Raw genomic sequence first — 22,794 nt, forward strand, 5'->3', positions numbered from 1 at the left:
CAGCCTGCCAGCAGTGCGCCAGGCCATTCTTGACCGATTGTCTGGCTTACCGTCAGGGCGTTGCCCTCACTGTGGATGCGCCCTCACCAGACCTCCAAACACAATTCTGCCAAAGTAGTGCTAGGGTCAGGACCCCAGACCACACGGCATTCATCGAAATCTCGAACCTCTGCTACCAACGATAATTCAAACTTCCCAGAATCGAGCGGCGGTCATTGTAGAAACAGCGTGATGCGCTCGTGCAAGTCGCAACCGAAGTCTTGTCCGTGAGATTCTGCAGGTTCAGAGCGATGCTCCAGCGCCCGATCTCATAGCCGATCATGGCATCGAACTGAGTGCTCCCCGGAATCCGCAGACTGTTTGCGGTATCGCCATAGCGGGGCCCCATATAGCGCACGCCTGCCCCCATATTCAGATGCTGAGCGTCCCGCACCAACAATCTCTCATCCAGCCACAGGCTGCCGGAATCACGGGGTACATCTTCCATCCGATTGCCCACATCACCGTCGTTCGATTTGGTGATCTTGGAATTCATATGCGCGTAGGCCGCATTGGCAGTAAGCCCATGCCCAAGATCGAGATCTCCTGACAATTCAAGCCCCTGCACGCGCACGCCGCCAGTCTGGATCTCGAAATTGTCGTGATCGGGATCCGCAGTTGTGACATTACGCTCACGGATCGAATAGACCGACGCCGTCACGAAGCTTCTTGAACCCTTGGGCTGAAATTTGACGCCACCTTCCCACTGCTTGGCCGTGGTGGGCTTCATCGCAGAACCATCGTAGGTCGTACCGATCGTAGGCTGGAATGAAGTGGAATAACTCACATAGGGAGCCAGACCATTATCGAACTGATAGACTGCCCCGAGGCGACCGGTGAGGGCGTGGTTCTTCTGCAACAGGTTCGAAACTGAATACTTGTCGTTCTCGGTCGTCCGGGTCCGTGCCCAGTCCTCGCGCACGCTGCCGACCAGCGACAGCTTGCCGATCTTCATCTGGTCCTGTCCGTAAAGGCCGACCTGATCGAGCGTATCGCGGGTGATAAAGTCGAGATCGAGGCTGATGTTGTCGCTATGGACGGGATCGGTCAGATCCAGCGGATCGGCGCTGCCATCCCATTCTTTCCAGTGGTCATAGGCATGCGAGTAATCCAGGCCGACCAGCAGTGTATGCTGGACAGGTCCGGTCACAAATCTGCCTTCCAGATTGGTATCGACAGCGAAATTCTTCTGCTGGGCATGCGCCTTGAGGGCATAGCCGTCCATGATCGAGGTGGCATTGCCCTCTTCGTCGGTTTCCAGTCCGCTACCCGCGACATAGCCAAGCCCAACCTCAGCGCGACTGAAGCGCAGGTTCTGATGAATGGTCCAGTCTGAGCTGAAACTGTGCTGAGCGTTGTAACCGATGTCCCACTGCGTCAGCGTAGCGAAATTCAGCGCCTTCTCGCCGGTAAACAAACTCGTCGGGATCTTACCGAAGGAGGCGGATTGAAGTGTGCCCTCCTCCGGCAGACTTTGCCAGGCGTAACCGTCGTTCTGACGCACGAAATGCGACAGGACAGTCACGCTGGTCTGGGTGTCCGGCTGCCAGGTCAACGACGGCGCAACAAAGTAGTGGCGCTGATCGACGTGGTGGATCTGGGTTCCGCTTGAAAGCGCCTCTCCGGTCAGACGGTAGAGCAGGGTGCCGTCGGATGTCAGCGGCCCAGTAATGTCGGCATGGCCTTCGATGCGACCATAACTGCCGGTCTGGAGACCGACTTCCCCGCTTGCGACATCCTGCGGACGCTTGCTGACGACATTCACGAGACCCCCGGGTACGTTCTGGCCATAGAGTACCGAAGACGGTCCGCGCAGCACTTCGATACTCTGCGCACCGGAAGGATAGACCTTGGCTGAAAGCAGCGTGTAACGGCTCTGCGTGGTCAACCCGTCAATATAGGGCATCGAGGTCTGGAAACCGCGGATCATGTACTGGTCCAGGCGTGAATCGAGGCCGCCATATTCCTCGGCATTGACACCGGCAGAGTAACGTAATGCCTCTCCCAGACTCTGTACGCCCTGCGCCTGAAGCTGGCTGGCGGAAATCGTGGAGATTGACTGAGGCGTCTCGATCAGGGGCGTATCGGTCTTGGTCGCGGTGTCGCTGCTGTCTATGATCCGCTGCCCAGTGATGACGATAGTGCCAGCCGTCGCTGGAGCGTCCGCGCAAGCGGTGGTGGCGTTGCCCGCCATGCCCAGCGCAACTGAAATGGCGGCAACGGAAACAATGGCGCAAGCACGCATAGCCAAGATGAAGGCCCTCATTTTTCGTGATTTTCACGAGCAAATACAGCTATTGATACTGAATAGCAATATTTTAAGGCCTGCACTCAAGCACATATCCGTCTAACCGGACTCGTCCCCGTCAGGCGGCATCGACAGCAGCGATACCGCGATTACCGCTCTTCACTTCGCCGATGAACGGCAATAACGCGACTGCCCCCTTCAATCCGGCGACGCGAATATGCTACCCGGCAACACCTGCCCCCACATGGGCAAACGGTCGATATGGCGGGATGAGGATAATGGACGAGAAGACCCCAAAGAAGTCGACCCGAACCCGCCGACCCAATGTCGAGCGCCGCGAAGAGTCGATGACTCTCATTCTCGACCATGCAGAAGCGGAATTTGCGGCCAACGGCTACAACGGGACGACTCTTGCGCGTGTGGCAGCCGTCGCCGGAATCGATGCCGCACTCATGCGGTATTACTTCGGTGACAAGGAGCAGTTGTTCGCGGCCGTATTCCGGCGGCGCGGCCCCGCCGTCAACGAAGCCCGCTTCAAGGCCTTTGCGGACTACGAAGCCGAATTCGGCGATGCCGGAACGCTCGAAGGCGTGATCGAGGCTTTCGTGCGCCCTGCCTTCGAGGCCGCGCAACTCAGCCAGGGGCACCGCAACTACGCCGCCATCGTCGCCTACGTGAACAGTTCGAGGGGCGCACAATATGCGCTGATGTCGGAAGTGTTCGACGACATCTCGAAAGCTCTGGTCCATCATATGCGCCGGGTCATGCCGGAGGCACCGCCCGAGGCGATCTACTGGGGTTATCATTTTCTGACCGGCGCCTTTACGTTCTCGCTGGGCGAAACCGGTCGAATCGACCGGATCTCGGGAGGAGCCGTGTCATCCTCCGACTTCAACGCCATCGCTGGCCATATTCCGGTTTTCGCTGCTGCGGGCATTCGGGCACTGTGCAATCAGAGCGAGAAAAACGCGCAAAAATAGCACCTTGAAAACTTTCTTCTTTCGGGAAGAAATTTAATTGACACGGAGCGGACAAAGAGAGACCTTTCCTTTCAGAAGATAAGGGGCCGACGGCGCGAAAAAGTGCCGCGCCCCACAAGAAAGGGAAGAGGATGTTTCGAGGGGGGCTCCCACCGATGTGTCTTGCTGCGCCGCTTCTGTTCCTGTGTGAGCAGTCGCGAATCGCCGAAGGCTGCGCGGCATGATCCGGCGTCGGACCGTACTGGCGGGCCTGACCGCCAGCGCTGCCGCGCTCTCGCGGCCGGGCTGGTCGAAAGCTGCGTCACCTGCGGCAAAGACCGGAACAGCCGGATCGCACATCCGCTTCGAGGTGCGCGGGGCGGGCCTTCACCCCGACGTGCGGGGCGCTGTCGCCAACTGGGGCGGCAAGGGCCCGCGCGGCAGTCTTTCCGCCAACACCTGTCATCTCGAGCGCGATGGTGCGCCCCTCCCCATCGTTGCGGGCGAAGTTCATCCCCAGCGCCTTCCGGTCGAAGAATGGGAGCCTGCCATCGTCCAGATGAAGGCTGCGGGGCTAAATACCGTCTCATCCTACATCTTCTGGAACCAGATCGAACGGCGCATCGGCGAATACGACTTTTCTGGCCGCAACGATCTGCACACATTCTTCAGCCTCTGCGCGAAGCACGACATGATGGTGGTGCTGCGCATCGGGCCGTTCACCAATGCGGAATTCCTGCTGGGCGGCCTTCCCGTCTGGCTCTACGGGTTGCCGACCACCGAGCGCAGCAACGAGCCCCTCTACCTCGATCTTGTGGCGCGATACTACGCCCAACTGGGCGCACAGGTGCATGACCTGCTCTGGGAGCATGGTGGCCCGATCGCGATAATCCAGCTGGAAAACGAACTCTCGGTCGCGCCGATAGAATGGAACCGCCCGTTCCTTTATGGCGCCCCGGCGGATGGACACACCGGACCTACCGGCCCCGCCTTCACCGAGCATTACCGCAAGCTGCACGCGATGGCTGTAACGGCAGGGCTGCGCGCACCGTTCTATTCGGTGACGGCCTGGGGCGCGAACGATCCCTATCCCACCGAAGTGGTGATGCCGACGTTCGGCGGGTACATGGACCTCAGCCCTCCGGGCGCGCAGAACAGCGAATTGACCGTATTCCAGCGACAGGGCAGCGAATACGACGACACCGTGCCGGTCGGGTTCATCGAGATCGGCTATGGGTCGCCCCAGCGCGACACATTCCGCCCGCGTCCACCTGCCGATTCCGGCTATGCCTCAACGATGACGCTGTTCGGCGCCTCGCGTTCGCTGATGGTGGGATATTACATATTCCGCGGCGGCTCGAACCCGGTCGACGGCGATCGCGGCTGGACCATCAAGAATGCGATGTTCCCGCTGGTGTCCTACGATTTCTGGGCGCCCATCAGTGAATATGGCGAATGGCGCGACAGCCTCTATCGCGCGCGTCCCTTCAACCTGTTCCTGCGCCATTACGCTGCCGATCTGGCGCGTGCCGAACCGCGTTCGCCTTTGCAGCCCGTCACCAGGCCCGAAGAGGACGGCATCCGCGCCGAGGCGCGTATCGGAGATGGACGCGGCTTCGTGTTCGTCAGCAACTACGGCAATGTGAATCCGCTGCCGGCGCGGCCGGACTTCGTGCTCGATCTCGATACCGATCGCGGGGCGGTACGCATCCCTTATGAGGGAACGCTCCCCCTGCCCAGCGGCACGATGGCGATCTGGCCGGTCAATCTCGATCTGGGGGCGGGCGTCGTCCTGCGCTCGGCGACCGTCCAGCCGGTCTGCCGCTTCGTGTCCGAAGAGGAGCAATGGCACGTCTTCACCCAGATTGGGTCGCTGCCTGCCGAACTCGTCTTTGATCGCGATGGCGTGTCGGCGATCCAGCCGTCCCCGCATGTCAGGATAAAGCAGGCGACCGATGGCCCGGCTGTGGTCACGGTGGAGCCCGGTCGTGGCTCCGTCGTGAAGATCAGAAGCACCAAAGGCTCTACGATCCGGCTGCTGGTGCTGACCGAAACCGACGCGCGCAACCTTGCCGATCTGGGCACGCAGGATGCCCCGCTGTTCGCGCTGAGCCCGTCCATGGTGACGCGTTCTGACGACACGATCTCGATCGCATCGCGGGACGGCAAGGCGCTCGAAGCCTCATTTTTCCCGTCGCTGGAGCAAGGCCGTGGCGACGGCGTTTTCGGCCATATCGCACGCCCTGCCAGTCCGCGTTCCATCACGGCCAACATCACGCGCCTCGGCGACGAGCGCGTGCTCGTGAAGCTGCCCGCCACAGCCTTCGACGGGCTGGACGAGATCTTTCTGGACATTGCCTATTCCGGCGATGTCTGCCGCATCTTCGATGCGGGAACCGGCATCCTGGTTGCCGATACGATGAATAACGGCATCCCCTGGGCCGTCGGCCTGCGCCGTTTCAAGGCGGCGCTGTCAGGCGCCGGACTGCTGGTGCGGGTCGAGCCTGTGCTGGTCGGCGGTGATGCGGTGAAGCTGGCGGGATCGATGACGCTGAAGCCGGAGGAACGCGCTGTCGGTGTCAGGGCCGCCCTGACCTCGCTTACCTTCAGCCCGCGCTATGTCGCGCATGTGGAGATAGCGTGATGACGTTCCGGTTGCGCCCCCGCCGCGCTGCATCGCTCTCCCTTACCATGCTGCTGTGCATCGGCAGCGCGCAAGCCCAGCCATCGCAAACGCAAGAGGTGGACTCGGTCGCAGCCGGGATCGGCGCCAAGCTCGCCTGCTCGGCCCATTTCGTGGAAGGACGTGCGCTTTCCGGGATCGTCCGCGATGACGTGGAGTCCCTGCTCCCGATCCTGAAGGGCATGCAGTACCGGATCGATGCCAAATCCGGGGCGCTGACCGTCACACGTGGCAGAACTTCACGGACCACCCTTTATCGTCGCGGGCTGGGCTGCACACTGCTGACGCCGGGCACCTCGCACCTGGCGAAACAGTCGCTGCCAGCCCCGGCATCGAACCGTGACGCATATGCGCTGTGGCCGCGCGGGGATCGGGTTACTCCAGCCGCCCCTCTCCACGGCCTCGATCGCGCAGCGCTGGATCGCGCCGTCGCAGCCATGTTCGCCCCGAGCAGAAAAGGCGGCACCGACGAATCCCGCACCAGAGCCGTCATCGTGGTCTACGATGGCCGGATCGTGGCCGAACGGTATGCGCCGGGGTTCACGCGGGACACCCGCCAGTTGGGCTGGTCGATGTCGAAGGCGGTCACGGCAAGCCTTGCCGGACTGCTGATCGCTGACGGCAGGCTCAGCCTCGATGCACCGACAGGGTTGCCCGAATGGTCCGGCAAGGATGATCCCCGCCGCGCCATCACGCTCTCGCAGTTGCTGCGCATGTCCAGCGGCCTGCATTTCGATGAGAGCTACCTGCCCGGCAAGGACGCCGTGACCATGCTGTTCGAACAGCCCGACATGGCCCGCTATACCGCCGGCCTGCCGCTCGACCATCCGCCCGGAACCGTGTGGTCCTATTCCTCGGGCAGCAGCAATGTGGTCTCGGCGATCATCAGGCACACGCTGGGCGGCAGCGCTGCCATGCAGGACTTTGCACGGACGCGCCTGTTCGCACCGGCTGGAATGACCAGCGTGGTGTTCGAGGAGGACCAGTCAGGCACACCGGTCGGCAGTTCCTATGTCTACGCCACGCCGCGAGACTGGGCGCGGCTGGGGCAGTTATACCTCGATCGAGGGCAAATCAACGGCCACCGCATCCTGCCGGAATCGTGGGTGGACTATGTCCGCAAACCGGCCCCGGCAGATCCGGGCGCGAACTATGGCGCGCAAGTCTGGCTGAACGGCTTCAAGCCCGATCGCAGCGCGCGAACGTTCCCGGACCTGCCTGCCGACAGCTACGCCCCGCAGGGTTACAATGGACAAAGCCTTCTGATCGTGCCTTCGCGGCGGGCTGTCATCCTGCGCATGGGCTGGACGACCGGCGCTGTACCCTTCGACATGAACCCGTGGTTCAGCCCGATCCTCGCAGCGCTTCCCCATCCATCGGCAGGAGCCGGACAATGACCGGGGCACCATCGAACTATCCGCTGCTGATCGGGCAACTGCTGGCAAACCTGCCGCAATTCGCCGAACAGGAAATCGTCAGCGACGGGAAGCGGTTCACATATGCCCTGTTTGCAAGGCGCCTTCGACAGCTCGCCAATGTGCTCACCGACTTGGGCGTCAAACCCGGCATGACGGTGGCCGTCATGGACTGGGACAGCCATCGCTATCTCGAAGCCTACTTCGCCGTCCCGATGACGGGCGCCGTATTGCAGACCGTGAACGTGCGCCTTGCACCGGCCCAGATCGCCTTCACTTTGCGCCAGACCGGTGCCCAGGTGCTGCTCTACCACCCCGATTTCCGGGAATTGGCGCAGGACTTCGCATCGTCATCGACCACGCCGCCCCGCCTGTTCGCCATGGCGGACTATGAAGACCGCCTTGCCGCTGCTGGGATCGATTTCGACTTTCCCGAACTCGACGAGAACACCGTCGCCACCACATTTCACACCAGCGGCACCAGTGGCGATCCCAAGGCGGTCTCGTTCACCCACCGGCAACTGGTGCTGCACACGCTTGCGATGGCGGGAACGCTTGCCAACCAGCCCGATGGCGAGGGCTTCCGGCGCTGCGACGTCTACATGCCGATGACGCCGATGTTCCACGTTCACGCCTGGGGCATGCCGTACCTAGCGACGATGCTGGGCGCCAAGCAGGTCTATCCCGGACGCTATGATTCCGCCGAACTGCTCCGTCTGCAACGCGAGGAAGGCGTCACGTTCTCGCACTGCGTGCCGACGATCCTGCGCATGCTGCTGGATTGCCGGGCAATCGACGCACGGCCTCTGCGCTGGACGATCATCATCGGCGGCAGTGCCCTGTCGGAAGCCTTGCGGATAGAGGCACACAAACACGGCATTATAGCCATCGGCGGTTATGGCATGTCGGAAACCGGCCCGGTCGTCGCGCTGTCTCGCAGCGTCGGGACCGGATCGCCTGCCTTGCTGGGGCGGGCGGGCTTCCCGGTGCCGCTGGTATGGGCGCGTTGCGCCCGCACGGGAAACGACAACCAGGCAGGCGAACTGCAACTGCGCGCGCCTTGGCTCACCGCAGGATATCTGAACGATACGACGGCATCGGCAGTGCTTTGGGCCGATGGCTGGCTCCATACGCAGGACCTTGCCCGTATCGACGACGATGGTGCGATCTCCATCGTCGATCGCATCAAGGACGTCATCAAGACCGGCGGCGAATGGGTGTCATCCCTGACGCTGGAAGGCCTGTGCGCGCACCATCCGGATGTCGCACAAGTGGCTGTCGTAGGTATTCCCGACGATCGCTGGGGCGAGCGGCCCGTCCTGTTCGTCGTGCCTGTTCCCGAACGCCCACCGCCCACGCTCGCCAGCATTCACGAACTTCTGAGACCGGCCATCAGGAACGGCACGATCAGCCGCTACGCGATACCGGACAGGATCATATCACGGTCCGAACTGCCAAGAAACAGTACCGGCAAAATGGACAAGGCGTCGCTAAGAAAATCAATACAATAATTAATTAAGTAAAATATTATCCGAAGAATATTTCATTTCCAAACTAGAGCAGTCGATACAATCGAACTCGCCACATGGAGGGGAAACAATGTATACATCCATAAAAGGAATTCGCCGCCTGTCCGGCGTTCTGAGCAGCCACAGTGCGCTGGCGATCTGCCTTCTGGCTGTCGTCCCGTCTGCCGTGCATGCCCAGTCCCAGACTGACGATCCAGCAGCGCCACCCGCCAATCCGCAAACGGCCCCGAGCGACCCAACGCAAGGGCCGGAAATCATCGTCACCGGCACCAGCATCAAGGGCGCCGCGCCGGTCGGCTCTCACCTGATCCAGGTCGATCAGCAGCAGATCCGCGATTCCGGCGTCCAGAACACCGCCGACCTTCTGGCGACAATCCCGCAATTGGGCAGCTTTGGCACCACCCCGCGCGTGGGCAGCGATTCCGCCAATCCGGTGAACCCACCCTCACTGCGCGGCCTCTCCGGCAGCGCAACGCTGAGCCTCGTCAATGGCCACCGTCTGGTCAGCCTCGGCTCGGTAGGCACGGCCTCCGATCCGACCTCGATCCCGCTTGCCGCGATCGAGCGGGTCGAAGTGCTGACCGACGGTGCTTCGTCCACCTATGGCTCGGATGCGGTAGCCGGTGTCATCAACGTCATCCTTCGCAAGGATTTGAACGGCCTCGACATCCAGGCTGACTATGGCCTTGCCGACGGCTATGCCCAGCGCACGATCAGCGCGGTTGCGGGGAAGACCTGGAGCACCGGCTCGTTCATGATCGCCGGCCAGTACTTCAGTAACTCGGCCCTGATGGGCTACGAACGCAGTTACGTGCGTGACGATCTTTCCGCCTATCCCGGCGGCTCCGACGCCCGCACGATCTATACCGACACCCCCAACGTCATTGCCGATGGACAGAACTTCTACTGGAACGGCACCTCGTTTGTCTCCGGCATTGCACGCACCGATGGCTCGCGCGACACCAGCCTGATCCCGGCACAGCACAAGTGGTCTGCCGTCGCCAACTTCCGGCAGGATATCGGGGATTCGGTCCACCTGTTCGGCGATGCGACTTTCGGCAGCCTGAAAGCGGTCTCGCTCGGCAACCAGTCGAACGGTACGTTCACGATCACCGACGCCAACCCGTTCTTCCAGTCGCCAGTGGCCGGTGCAACGTCCGAGATCGTGCAATACAGCCTCGTCCGCGAACTGGGACAGTACCAGGCCAATACGAATATCGTGAAGTACTGGAGCGCCAGCGGCGGCGCGGACATCGACATCTCGTCGAACTGGTCGGCCAAGGCCTATGTCAATTACGGCCATGGCTATTCCAAGGTCGATCAGCCCTACGGCGTGAACTCCGATGCCTTTGCTGCTGCCCTGGCCTCGACCGATCCGGACACCGCGTTCGATCCCTTCGGCAACGGCACCACGCAGTCGACGCTGGACGGCATCCTCAATGCGATGAACATCCCTTACGCCAAGCATCGCCTGCTCCAGACGGTAGCGACGATCAACGGATCGCTGTTCCATCTGCCCGGCGGCGACGTGAAAGTCGCGTTCGGTGGCGAGCACCGCTGGGAACATTACAACGGCACGCTGGAAAGTGGCACCACCATCGATCCCGACATCATCAATCGGGTGGACCAGCGCAACGTGAACTCGCTGTTCGGCGAACTGCTCGTGCCGATCTTCGGGGAAGACAATGCCCTGCCGCTGCTGCGCAAGCTGACTTTCAACGCCTCGGTCCGCTATGACCATTACAGCGACTTCGGCGGCACCACGAACCCGAAGTTCGGCATCGACTGGAGCCCGGTCGACGGCCTGACCCTGCGCGGCAACTACACCCGCTCGTTCCACGCGCCCAGCATTGCTGACCTGAACTCCACCGACAGCCGCGCACAGTATCTGCCGAACATCAACGCGCCCAACTTCTTCACCCCTGTCGAAGTACGGGACGAAGGCTACAACGTGCTGCTACTGGCAGGCGGCAATGCGAACCTCCAGCCGGAGAAGGCACGCGCCTACTCGCTGGGCTTCGACTTCGCACCTGCCTTCGCCCCGCGGCTGAAAGTCTCGGGCACCTACTTCAATATCCACTATTCCAACATCGTGGGCCTTGCAGGCGGCGCCTTCACCAACCCGGCTCTCACCAGCCGCTTCGTGACCTTCAACCCAACACAGGAGCAGGTCGACGCCGCGATCGCGCAGGAACCGGCGCTGTGGGGAACGGTGATCCCGACCGCCGATCTCGACCTGATCATCGACCTTCGCCGCTCCAATCTTGGCGTCCAGAACGTCTCGGGCCTCGATTACAGCGTGGCCTATGCCATCCCCACCGAAAACGCCGGACGGTTCAACGCCGGCATCGACGGCACCTATTATCTCACCAACGAATCCCAGCCGGCGCCGGGTTCGGCCTTCGTGAACAACATCAAGGACAGCACCGGCTATCCACGCTGGTATCTGCGCGGAACGCTGGGTTGGCAGCGCAACAATCTGGCCGCCAACGTCTTCGTCAACTACACAGGACCGTTCAACAACGTGTCCGTCGTTCCGGTCCAGCGGGTGAAGGCGAACACCACGTTCGACCTCCACCTTGCCGTCGATGTCGCCCAAGGCTGGCACGGGTCGAAACTGCAACTGACATTCGATGTCCACAACCTGTTCGATAAGGACCCGCCGCTCTCCTACACTTCGCCCGGCTATCTCCTGAACGGTGCTTCGCCGATCGGCCGCATGGGCGAAATCGGCGCACGGTTGCAGTTCTGAGGCGCCGCGTGACACAGGACAGGACATCCGGGCGTCACAACGCTCTTCCCGGCCTCGGCCGCCGCGCTTTCCTCCAGAGCGCGGCGGTATCGGGAACCGCCATGCTGGCCTCACCCGTGCTTGCCCAGGTGGAAAGCGCCCGACTGGGCCATGCCAAACCCGAGCGCATGTCATACCTTGCCAACGGCACTCTCCGGCTGGGCATCGATCTGGCCAAGGGCGGGGCGATCACCTTTCTGGCCGACCTGACGCGCGGGCCGGACAACCTCATCAACAGCTTCGATCTGGGGCGGCAGGTCCAGATGAGCTACTATTCCGGCCCGGTGCCTTATCGCGTCCCCGGACACGCCGGGCCGAGACCGCGCTGGGAAGAGATCGGCTGGAACCCGATCCAGGTCGGCGACGATTTCGGCAATGCCTCGCGCATTCTGGAACATCGCAACGACGGGCGTGAAATCTACGTGAAGTGCGTGCCGATGCACTGGCCACTTGACGATGTGCCGGGCGAATGCACCTTTGAATCCTGGCTGCTTCTGGACGGCAACACCGTGCAGGCCCGGTGCCGTCTGGTCATGGCGCGGCAGGATCGCACGCAGTGGCCTGCCCGGCAGCAGGAACTGCCCGCCGTCTACACCAACGGTCCGTGGTATCAGCTTTGGAGCTATCGCGGCGACAGGCCGTTCACAGGCGATACCCCTACGGAAATCCAGCATCCGTTCGAAAACGAGAGCCCCTGGGCGGAATGGACCGCGACCGAGAACTGGGCCGCGCTGCTCGACGACAGCGGCCACGGCCTTGGCGTCTGGAGCCCGGAGACGACATGGTTCTCCGGTGGTTTCTACGGCAAGAAAGGCAGCGGTGGTCCGAAGGATGAACCGACCGGTTACATCGGCCCCAGTCGGCTCGAAATCATCGATCACGATATCGTGCATGACTATCGCTACACGCTGATCTGCGGCGATCTGGGCGCGATCCGCCAGTGGGTCTATGCTCAGCCTCGCCCCCCGGCACTGCCGTCATGGGAGTTCGTCAGAGACAGGCAAGGATGGACCTATGTCGATGCAACCGACAGCGGCTGGCCGATACACGGGCAACTGGACATTCGCCCCGCAAAGGGCGCGCAGATCATCGGCCCTCCAGTGGCCTGGCAGTCGGCGCAGGCCAAGCGCCTGACAATACGCGGAGTGTTCGAGGGCATAGACGAAGTCGCGCTGTTGTGGCGCCCGCTCGACAGTCCGGATTTCGTGGGCAGTCCTACTGCGATCGCCAAAGTTCGGCCTGAGCGCGGCATGCAGAGCCTGTCCTTCGATCTGTCCCGATGCCCGGACTATCGCGGCCTTGTCACCCAGTTGCGGCTCGATCCGCAACTGAAAAGCGGGCCAGCGGCCCGGATTACCCTGCACAGCATCGCCTTCGGCTGACCACAAAAAGCCCCAGAACAATCTACGGGAGAGAATGACTTGTCGATGGATACATCCCGGCGCCGTTTCATGGCGATTGTCGGTGTTGGCGCTGGCGCAGGGGCGGTCGCCACCCCGGCGCTGAAGGCCGCAACCCTGCACGCGAAATCCGACACGCCGCTGGCGGTGGAGGCCCTGCAGGCAGACTGCCTCACCGAACCGCGCGCGCTGCATTCCCAGCGCATCCGCCTGTCCTGGAAGCTGCGCTCAAACCAGCGGGCCTGCCGGCAGGTTGCCTACCGCATCGGCGTTGCCAGCAGCATCGACAAGGCCAAGGCTGGCGCGTTCGACTTGTGGGACAGCGGCCGGATCACCGGCCCGCAGATGCTCGATATTCCCTATGAAGGCCAAACCCTGTCATCCCGTGCCCGCTGCTTCTGGGCCGTCACCGTATGGGACGATCAGGGCGGCAGTGCGACCAGCGACATCGCCAGCTGGGAAATGGGCTTGCTGTCTGTAAAGGACTGGAAGAACGGCTGGATTGCCGCCGAGACCACGGCCTTGCGCGAAGATCGGCTGGCGGGTCTGCGCTGGATGGGCCCGGAAGCAGGCGCCCCGCCCGGCAACAGCGATGGCCGCGCGTTCCGGCTCGATTTCGAGCTGGCCGAGGACGCCGAACTCATCGTCTATACCTGCGCGAACCGCGTTGCCGATCTGGACCTCGACGGTAAAGACCTGCCGCAGCGGCGCGATTCCTTCCGTTTCGGGCCGCCCCCGACCGATCGCAACACGGTGTCGGCAAAGGCCGGAGCGCATCGCCTGTCCTTCGTTCTGCGGCCCGATCCCCAGCCCTCCGGCGATCCCCCCTCCACGCCCCCACCACCGCGTGTGGCAGTTCTGGTCCGTGCGACACTCGCGTCCGGAAGGACGCTGCACTTCTCCGGAGAACACCTGCGCACTGCAAAAGGCAAAGCCCCGCCAGACGGCTCGGCGTGGCTTCCCGTCACACCCGGCGACGGCGAAGCGAGGTTTCCGGGCAACGGCGCATTCCTGCTGCGCCACCCTTTCAAGGCGGCGCGCCCGATCCGCTCGGCCCGGCTCTATATCACCGCCATGGGCGGATATGTGCCATGGCTCAACGGGCAGAAGGTCGGCGACGCCCTGCTCGCCCCGGAATGGACGGATTTCCGCAAGCACGTTCTCTACCGGGCCTATGACGTGACCGACCTCGTTCAGCCGGGCGACAATGTGCTGGGCGCCATGGTCGGGGACGGCTGGTACGGCAGCTACATGGCGCCGGGCGGGCGCTACGGCTTCGGCGGACCACCCTTGCGTCTGCGCGCGCAACTGGAGATCATCCACACCGACGGCCGGCGTGAAACGGTGACCAGCGATGGCGGCTGGTCGGTCTCGCCCAGCGAAATTCTCGCCAGCGATATCTATGATGGCGAAACCGTGGATGCCCGCCGCGAACAGCCCGGCTGGGCCACGCCAGCGTTTCACCCCGATCGTCGCTGGGAGCCTGCCCGCCCGATCGAAACTGCCGACGTTGCGCTGGTCGGCTCGCCTGTCCAGCCGATCGCCACTTCGCTCACGCTGCACGCCAAGTCGATCACGCCGCTCGGCAGCGGCAGGGTCGTCGTCGATTTCGGCCAGAATTTCGCAGGCTGGGTGCGCCTGAAGGCAAAGGGCCGCTCAGGGCAGCGGATCACCATGCGCTTTGCCGAACTGCTGCGCACCGATGGCACTGTCGATCAGGCGAACCTGCGTTCCGCACTGGCAACCGACATCTGGACCTTGCGCGGCGATCCCGCAGGCGAACGCTTCGAACCGCGCTTCACCTATCACGGCTTTCGCTATGTCCAGATCGATGGACTGACCGGGCCGCTCACCAGCGCGGATATCGAGGGTATCGTCGTCCATTCGGCATTGCCCGAAACGGCCACGCTGGACCTGCCGCAATACGTGCCCCAGCGGATGTGGCAGAACGGCCTGTGGAGCCAGCGCTCCAACTTCATGGGCATTCCCACCGACTGTCCCCAACGCGACGAGCGCCTTGGCTGGATGGGCGATGCGCATGTCTTCTGGGACGCTGCCTGCTTCAACATGGACGCAGCGGCATTCACGCGCAAATTCCTGCGCGACGTGCGCGACGCGCAGCGGGCGGACGGCTCCTTCCCCGATATCGCGCCCGACAACGACCGCGAACATTTCACCGGCCCGGGCTCCTCCCCCGGCTGGGGCGACGCCGGCGTCTTCCTCCCCTGGACGAGCTGGCGTCGCTTTGCAGATACCAGCGTGATCGACGAGCACTGGGAAGCGATGGAGCGCTTTCTCGCCTCGATCCGGGCCGCTAACCCCGACCTGCTCTGGAAGAACAATCGCGGCAACGACTACGGGGACTGGCTCGCGCTCGATGCCAAGGAGCCGGGCGATCCCACCACGCCCAAGGATCTCGTCGGCACCGCGATGTGGAAAGCCGCCGCCGATGCCCTGGTGGACATGGCGCAGGCGACCGGGCGCAGCGACGCGGTGCAGCGTTACCGCACGCTATCGGACGATATCGCCCGCGCCTTCAACGCCGCCTATATCCAGCCGAACGGGCACATCGGCAACGGCTCGCAGACCGGATATATCCTCGCGCTCCAGTTCGGCATCCTGCCGTCCGCGCTGCGCAAGGCCGCTGCCGATCTGTTCGTCGCCGATATCCGGCGGCGCGGCACGCTGTTGTCGACCGGCTTTCTGGGCACGCCCTACAGCCTCGACGTTCTGGTCGATGCAGGCGAAACCACGCTTGCCTACGACCTGTTGCTGCGCACGGCATATCCCTCGTGGGGCTACATGATCGCGCATAACGCAACGACGATCTGGGAACGCTGGAATGGCGATACCGGCGATCTGGCGATGAACTCGTTCAACCATTACGCGCTGGGGGCCGTGGCGGGGTTCATGTTTCGCCGCATCGCCGGGATAGACCCGGTCGAGCCAGGGTTCGCCCGGTTCCGCTTCGATCCGGTCTACGATCCGCGCATGCCCTCGGGCGGGGCCCGCCACGAGAGCCGCTCGGGCGTGATTTCCACCGCGTGGGAACGTGGCAGTGGGCGCGATGGCGCATTTACGCTTGCCCTCGAAATCCCGGCCAACACCCGCTGCACTTTGCACCTGCCTGCCCACTCTCTGGAACAGGTACGCGAAAGCGGACGTCCATGTACAGACCGCCGGGAGATGACATCGCTGACGGGTAATGACCGGGTGACGCTGGATGTCGGCTCCGGTTCCTACAGGTTTGTCGTGACGCAGGCTGACTTCGGATGAAAGGCCTTACAGTGAGCGATATTCATCTCGACCGGCGCACGGTTCTCGCCGGAACCATGGCCGCAGGGGCAAGTGCAGCGCTCTCCCATCCCGCCTTCGGAGCAGCACAGACTTTGCCTCCCTTCCCCAAGGGCTTCCTGTGGGGCGTGGCCACGGCCGGTCATCAGATCGAAGGAAACAACGTCAATTCCGACGTCTGGGCGCTGGAGCATCTCACGCCCACCACCTATGCCGAACCTTCGGGAGATGCCGCCAACAGCTTCGAGCTGTGGGAACGCGATCTCGATCTGGTGCGAAACCTGGGCCTTGGTACTTATCGTTTCAGCCTGGAATGGGCGCGGATCGAACCCACGCCCGGCAGCTTCTCCATCGCCATGCTCGATCATTACAAGGCGATCATGGAGGGGTGCCATCGGCGCGGGATCACGCCTTTCGTCACGTTCAACCACTATACGACACCGCGCTGGTTCGCCGAACGGGGCGGCTGGACGAACCGCGATGCCCCCCGGCTTTTCGCCCGTTTCTGCGAACACGCCGCACGCCATCTCGCGGACGGCATGGGGCACGCAACGACGCTGAACGAGCCAAATCTGACCGGGCAGCTTGCCGTGATCCTGCCCGCCGATACAGCCGCCACGATGATGGCTGCCGATCGGGCCATGACGACGGCGGCGGCACGGGCCTATGGCGCGCAGGTCTTCAGTCCCGGCAATGCGGTGTGGGTCGCCGATCCCGCCGCCGCGCAGGCAAACATGATCGCGGCTCACCGCGCCGGGCGACAGGCGATCAAGGCGGTGCGCTCCGACCTTCCAGTCGGTGTCAGTCTGGCCATCATCGACGATCAGGCCGCAGGAGCGCACTCGATGCGCGACGGCGTTCGGGCCAAGTTCTATGAGCCCTGGCTGGAAGCGGCGCGGGAGGACGATTTCATCGGCGTGCAGAACTACGGGCGAACGGTGTGGTCGGACACGGGACCGCTGCCCACGCCCGCAGGGGTGGAGACCAATGGCGCCGGGGGCGAGATCTATCCCGCTTCTCTTGCAGGCGCCGTCCGCTATGCCCATGCCGTCGCGCGCGTGCCGGTCATCGTCACCGAACATGGGCTTCACACCAGCGACGACACGCAGCGCGCGCGGTTCATCCCCGCCTCGCTGAGAGAGTTGCGCCGCACGATGAACGCGGGGGTGCCTGTGCTCGGCTATATCCATTGGTCGCTCATCGACAATTTCGAATGGATCTCCGGCTACGGACCCAAGTTCGGCCTGCACAGCCTCGACCGCAGCACATTCGTGCGCACGCCCAAGCCCAGCGCGGCCGTGCTTGCCGCCATCGCCCACGCCAACCGGGTATGAGGAGACAGACATGGCCAATCGCGGACGACGCAGCTTCTTGGCCGCCTGTGGCGCTCTGGGCGCTGGCGCTCTGCCTTATCGTGCCATCGCCAGAGCCCTGACAGCCGCCTCCACTGACGATCTGTCAGCCGTCGATCCCGAACTGCGGCCACTGGCCGAAACGTTCCTGAAGCAACGCGAGGCCGGGCCACCGCTTTCACTCGCAAATCTTGCGCAAGCAAGGGCCGCAGGGATGCAGAACACCCCTGCGGCACTGCCCGATGTTCCCTATGTGTCGAAGCGCATTCCCGTACCGGACGGCCAGCCCGGCGGAGGCGGCGAGGTCACGGTCTATGTGATCAACAGCACGCCCGGTGCCGCGTGTCCGGCCATCCTGCATGTTCATGGCGGGGGCTTCATTTCAGGCTCGCCGCTCAGCGACCTGCGCCGTCTTCAGCAACTCGCGCGCGATCTGGGACTGACCATTGTCAGCGTCGATTACGATCTGGCGCCCGAAGCGCGCTATCAACGCTCCATCGAACAGAACTATGCCGCGCTCAAATGGACGTATGACCATGCTGCGGATCTGGGCATAGACCGGCAACGGATCGCGGTGCTGGGAGGTTCGGCAGGAGGCGGACATGCCGCCATCCTTGCCATCGTCGCGCGCGATCGGGGCGAGGTCCGGCTGTGCTTCCAGTGCCTGATCTATCCGATGCTCGACGATCGCACGGGCACGACACACCATCCTGCAGCGCCCATCGGCAACCTGATCTGGACCGAAGACAACAACCGTCTGGGCTGGTCGTCCTTTCTCGGCCAGAAACCGGGCGGCCCTACGGTTCCGGCAATGGCCGTGCCCGCCCGCTGTCGCGACCTGCATGGCTTGCCGCCGACTTTCATCGGCGTCGGATCGATAGATGTCTTCGTCAATGAGGACATCGACTATGCCCGCCGCCTGATCGACGCTGGCGTGCCAACGCAGTTCGTCGTTGTGCCCGGCGCTTATCACGGCTTCGAGGAACTGGTGCCACAGGCCCGCATTTCGCAACAGTTCTCACAGATGCTGGAAGCCTCTCTAAAGACGGCTTTCAAGGAGGCTGGCGGCGAATAGCATTTCATCTGAACCCGCTTGCCGGACAGCCCCCACTGCAAACGATCTTATGAAATCAGCTGATAAATCATCGCAGTCAGTGGATGGTCGTCCAACCCTCGGCGTCATCATCCAGGAATGTATCCATCCCTTCGAGTTCGACTGCGCGCTCGAAGGCATCCAAGGCAGCCGCATCCGTCTCGAACGGATCTTCCCAGACCGTCGACGTGCCGGCTTCGTTGACGACTTCCAGAGTCCAGCCGTCATCGCTGTCGAGCTTGAATATCTCGACATGCACGGTGACGCCATCCTGGCTCACGGTCTGCGACAAGGGAGAGTGTATGAGATGCGGATCGATGTCGGGCATGCCAATCTCCAGACGGTATCGGCAAAGGTATAGATCGTCCCGCAGGCGAAACAAGGCAACCGATTAGGCTGGCGCCCTCTGTCATGCGAGGTAGCGCTGGGGGAAAGCATTCATCCTTTGCATTCGGCATGAGCAGCGATAGGCGCACACCATGATGAACATACCCTGGGACCAGCCCGCCACGCTGATCGATCTTGATGGCAAGACGCCAGTAATCGGGTCGATGCTCGAATGCGTGATGCACTTCTCACTCTTTAAGCCTTTCGCCAAGGAGCAGGCACGCATCCTGCTGACGCGGCCCGTGTTCCGCGAAGGCCGCAAGACCCGTACCTGGATCCTCAATCCCGACGAGATCGAGAAACTTGTCAAACGGCTCGATTCGGAGAAGAAGGCAGCTCACTAGCCCTGCACGATGAGGCCCATCCCACGCGCCGACGGTGGTGACGAGGGCGAGAATTGCGCGCGCATGCCGCAAAGCTATGGCTTCATGATCTGCGTCTTATACCAAGGCGCCGAGATGCCAACGCATCACGACCTGGAAATAATCAATCGTCATAATAACTTAACTGAAGCCCGGCGTGCTTTCCAGGGTGTCGCATCGCCTCTATCGCTACGAAGCGATTGCGAGCAGTGGCTGTCGTTGTCGGCCAAGGACAGCCACTCAAGCTTGTCGTCAAAAATGCCTCGGCTCGTCTGAACAGCTTTTAACGTTTGATAAGTGGATGGTCTTACGCTCGGCAATGGACCGGCCTTGCCGAGCGCGCCTTTCCAAAAAATCATTGGCCAAAATTCACATTGGAGCCGCAGAGGAACTCGCGCTGCCCAGAAATTGCAGCATTATCCGCGAGAATTCGTCGGCGCTGTCCACGTTCGAGATATGTCCCGCCCCTGCGATGACATGACAGATGCCATCCCCGGCGCGCTCCGCCATGGCGCGACTAAGGTCGGGTGGGGACATGCCGTCTCCGTCGCCCGCGATGAACAGAGTTGGCATAGCCAGTTTTCCCAGGTCTTCAGCGCGGTCGAAATCCGTGATCCCGCGTGCGACATGGGCCAGCGACGGGCCATCGGCGCTGGCCGCAATGCCGTGCCAGACCTGTCAGGTACGCAACCCCTTCGCCGTCTCCTGAAAGGCCTGAGACACAAGCGAGGGCCAGTTCTGCTCCAGGCGCAGTGCCGGGCCGTGTGGCTGCTCGAACATCCTTCCCAACTCTCGGCCAGCGCCTTGAATTACGGCGTTGTAGTCCTCTCGAAACTGTTCGCCACGATCAGGCGGCCTATGCGCTCGGGATGCCGCAGCGCGAGTTCGAGTGCCACCATCCCGCCCAGCGACAGGCCTACGACATCAAACTCGTCAAGAAGCGAGAGATGAATAGTCGATATTCATTTCTGATCGTTGCCTTGTCTCGCCATTCTTCATAATTGCCGCGAACAATTCTCATTAGCACTAAGCAAAGAGCGGCATAAATTCGGGAGAGCAACTGGGTCGCACCGATATTCGCTCGCGACTGGCGAATGGAGTTCGTGCGCCCTTTCTGGAACAGACGGGGGGTTTTCATTGACTGATTTTCGCAAGCGCATTCTCGCTACGACGTCGCTTGTCGTCGTTTGCGCATCACCGCAGGCTGCCTTTGCGCTCGCAGCAGAGGCCCAGGCGGGCAGCTCCTATTCGCGCGATGGAGAACTGCCATCGGACATCGTTGTTTCCGCAACCGGATATGAACTCAACATCAAGGACGCACCGGCGACGATTTCGGTCATCACGGCCGAAGAGATCAGGCAGCGCTCCTACACCGACATCACCGACGTGCTGATGAATGTTCCGGGCGTCTTTATTCAGGGCGGCGGTGTCGAACAGTCGGTCATGATACGCGGCATGAGCGCAGACTACACGCTTTTCCTTGTCGACGGAAAACGCATGCAGGATAATCAGGCCTTCGGCCTCAACGGCGCGCAGGCCGGGACGCCGATCAACTTCCTGCCACCACTGGACTCGATTGAACGCATCGAGGTCATCCGCGGCCCGGCGTCCTCGCTTTACGGTTCCGACGCGATCGGCGGCGTGATCAACGTCATCACCAAGAAGGTGATGAACGAATTCAGCGGCAGCTTCACAACCGAATACATCAAGTCCGGCCCCGGCAACGATGTGACGAACGACGGTGTCAACGCCAGTCTGGCTCTGAACATTCCGATGATCAAGGACCGCCTGTCGTTGCAGGTTACCGGTGGCCTGCGCTACCAGGACGAAGCGGATTTCGTCGGCGGCAGCGACAACGCCGCCGCCGATCCGGAATTCAAGCGCAAGAATATCGCAGGCAAGCTCAGCTTCCGCCTGGATGAAGCCAACACCTTCACCGCCGGTGCAGGACACACGATCCAGGAACGCACGGCCAATCCGGGCAAGAGCCTGGCCGAAGGGGAAGACGCGACCTACAGCAAGACGCTGCGGGACAACTTCTTTGCCACCCACGAGGGTAATTTCGGTAACCTGACATGGAACAGCTATGTCACCTATGACACGTCGACGAACCCGACACGGGTAAACGCGACGACCGGCAACGGCATCGATTTCGATACGCTGGTTGCCAACACCCAGGCCGCGCTGCAACTCTCTCGTCACAAGATCGTGGGCGGGCTCAACTACTTCCACGAAAAGCTCAAGGACGGCGCCACCAATGGCCTGAACCTTGAAGGCATCGTGGCGTCCACCGACATCATCACCATGGACCGCAAGCAATATGCGGCCTTCCTGGAGGACAACTGGGAAATCGTCGAAGATCTGTCGCTGCTGCTGAGCGGCCGCGTCGATCACAGCGAGAGTTTCGGCACGCGCTTCAGCCCCAAGGCCTATGCGGTTTTCAACATGACAGACAGCTTCACCATCAAGGGCGGCGTCACTTCGGGCTACAAGGTTCCCAGCCTGCGATCGGCAGCCACCGACTTCGGCTCAACCTCGATGGGCGGCGTGGTGATCGGAAACCCGGACCTCAAGCCGGAGAAGACGATGAACTACGAAGTGGGGGTCGGCTACGCCAACAAAGCCGCCGGGATTTCGACCAGCCTCACCGCGTACCAGAGCGACTTCAAGGACAAACTCCTGCGTACCGGCCGCATCTGTGCCCAGAACGAAGAGTGCGTATATGGCGGCCTTACCTATCCGGCGCATCAATACGGCTACACGACCTATGAGAACGTCGATTCGGCGCGGCTCAAGGGTGTGGAATGGACGGTCGACTGGACCGTTGTCAGGCACCTGCGCTATCGCCACAGCTACACCTATTCGCAGACCAAACAGACATCCGGCACCAACAAGGGCAAACCGCTCAACGACATCCCGGAGCATATGTTCAACGCATCGCTCGACTGGAAAGCGAGCCGTGCCTTCAATCTGTGGGGCCAGCTGAACTACCGCGGCAAGACGTCAGGCCGCACCACCAATGCCAGCGGTTCTGCGACCAACGATTTCCGCTATCCGCCTTACACGTTCTACAACCTGGGCATGGTCATCAAGCCCCGGCGCGACCTGCGCCTGAACCTGGGCGTCTACAACCTGACCAACAAGAAGGTGACGGCAGAGGAAGGCTATGCCTACGTCCTTGACGGTCGCCGCTTCAGCACATCGCTGAGTGTAGACTTCTAAAACACCGCCCCGGTGCGCCG

15 protein-coding genes are annotated in these 22,794 nt (G+C 62.2%); 11 read left to right on the top strand and 4 right to left on the bottom strand.

The window, feature by feature from the left end; genetic code table 11:
* Window positions 1-172 precede the first annotated feature (172 nt).
* Window positions 173-2,284, bottom strand: a complete 2,112-nt coding sequence (locus AC3EC3_RS16490; protein ID WP_488490780.1) for a TonB-dependent siderophore receptor — start codon at window positions 2,282-2,284, stop codon at window positions 173-175.
* Window positions 2,285-2,565: 281 nt separating this feature from the next.
* Between AC3EC3_RS16490 and AC3EC3_RS16495 the strand changes: the two genes are divergently transcribed.
* From AC3EC3_RS16495 to AC3EC3_RS16535, 9 genes are all read left to right on the top strand, one after another.
* Complete coding sequence (locus AC3EC3_RS16495; protein WP_488490697.1) at window positions 2,566-3,267, top strand: TetR/AcrR family transcriptional regulator; 702 nt, start codon at window positions 2,566-2,568, stop codon at window positions 3,265-3,267.
* Window positions 3,268-3,487: 220 nt separating this feature from the next.
* Window positions 3,488-5,890 (top strand): beta-galactosidase, encoded by a 2,403-nt coding sequence (locus AC3EC3_RS16500; RefSeq protein ID WP_488490698.1) that lies wholly within the window; start codon window positions 3,488-3,490, stop codon window positions 5,888-5,890.
* Complete coding sequence (locus tag AC3EC3_RS16505; RefSeq protein WP_488490699.1) at window positions 5,890-7,326, top strand: serine hydrolase domain-containing protein; 1,437 nt, start codon at window positions 5,890-5,892, stop codon at window positions 7,324-7,326. Before AC3EC3_RS16500 ends, AC3EC3_RS16505 begins: the two co-directional genes overlap by 1 nt.
* Complete coding sequence (locus AC3EC3_RS16510) at window positions 7,323-8,855, top strand: long-chain-fatty-acid--CoA ligase (RefSeq protein WP_488490700.1); 1,533 nt, start codon at window positions 7,323-7,325, stop codon at window positions 8,853-8,855. Before AC3EC3_RS16505 ends, AC3EC3_RS16510 begins: the two co-directional genes overlap by 4 nt.
* 88 nt (window positions 8,856-8,943) lie before the next feature.
* On the top strand, window positions 8,944-11,625 hold the full coding sequence (locus tag AC3EC3_RS16515; protein WP_488490701.1) for a TonB-dependent receptor domain-containing protein: 2,682 nt from the start codon (window positions 8,944-8,946) through the stop codon (window positions 11,623-11,625).
* Between the two features lie 8 nt (window positions 11,626-11,633).
* Window positions 11,634-13,046, top strand: coding sequence for a hypothetical protein (locus AC3EC3_RS16520; protein WP_488490702.1), 1,413 nt, complete (start codon window positions 11,634-11,636; stop codon window positions 13,044-13,046).
* 45 nt (window positions 13,047-13,091) lie between these two features.
* The gene (locus tag AC3EC3_RS16525) at window positions 13,092-16,340 is read left to right on the top strand and encodes an alpha-L-rhamnosidase (RefSeq protein WP_488490703.1); all 3,249 of its coding nucleotides are present in this window, start codon (window positions 13,092-13,094) and stop codon (window positions 16,338-16,340) included.
* 56 nt (window positions 16,341-16,396) lie between these two features.
* Window positions 16,397-17,692 (top strand): family 1 glycosylhydrolase, encoded by a 1,296-nt coding sequence (locus tag AC3EC3_RS16530; protein WP_488490781.1) that lies wholly within the window; start codon window positions 16,397-16,399, stop codon window positions 17,690-17,692.
* 10 nt (window positions 17,693-17,702) lie between these two features.
* The gene (locus tag AC3EC3_RS16535) at window positions 17,703-18,785 is read left to right on the top strand and encodes an alpha/beta hydrolase (protein ID WP_488490704.1); all 1,083 of its coding nucleotides are present in this window, start codon (window positions 17,703-17,705) and stop codon (window positions 18,783-18,785) included.
* 76 nt (window positions 18,786-18,861) lie between these two features.
* On the opposite strand, the gene AC3EC3_RS16540 is transcribed toward AC3EC3_RS16535, so the two are convergent.
* The gene (locus AC3EC3_RS16540) at window positions 18,862-19,131 is read right to left on the bottom strand and encodes a hypothetical protein (RefSeq protein WP_488490705.1); all 270 of its coding nucleotides are present in this window, start codon (window positions 19,129-19,131) and stop codon (window positions 18,862-18,864) included.
* 151 nt (window positions 19,132-19,282) lie between these two features.
* On the opposite strand from AC3EC3_RS16540, the gene AC3EC3_RS16545 reads away from it, so the two are divergent.
* Window positions 19,283-19,534: a hypothetical protein gene (locus AC3EC3_RS16545; RefSeq protein ID WP_488490706.1), complete on the top strand. Its 252-nt coding sequence runs from the start codon at window positions 19,283-19,285 to the stop codon at window positions 19,532-19,534.
* A gap of 387 nt (window positions 19,535-19,921) precedes the next feature.
* Here the strand turns inward: AC3EC3_RS16545 and AC3EC3_RS16550 are convergent, their stop codons facing one another.
* Window positions 19,922-20,215, bottom strand: coding sequence for an alpha/beta fold hydrolase (locus AC3EC3_RS16550; RefSeq protein ID WP_488490782.1), 294 nt, complete (start codon window positions 20,213-20,215; stop codon window positions 19,922-19,924).
* A 146-nt stretch (window positions 20,216-20,361) separates the two neighbouring features.
* Window positions 20,362-20,514: an alpha/beta fold hydrolase gene (locus AC3EC3_RS16555; protein ID WP_488490783.1), complete on the bottom strand. Its 153-nt coding sequence runs from the start codon at window positions 20,512-20,514 to the stop codon at window positions 20,362-20,364.
* A 13-nt stretch (window positions 20,515-20,527) separates the two neighbouring features.
* Here AC3EC3_RS16555 and AC3EC3_RS16560 point away from each other — a divergent pair, with 13 nt between their 5' ends.
* Window positions 20,528-22,774: a TonB-dependent receptor domain-containing protein gene (locus AC3EC3_RS16560; protein WP_488490707.1), complete on the top strand. Its 2,247-nt coding sequence runs from the start codon at window positions 20,528-20,530 to the stop codon at window positions 22,772-22,774.
* Window positions 22,775-22,794 lie beyond the last annotated feature (20 nt).

Source organism: Novosphingobium sp. BAM6 (genome assembly GCF_057784955.1).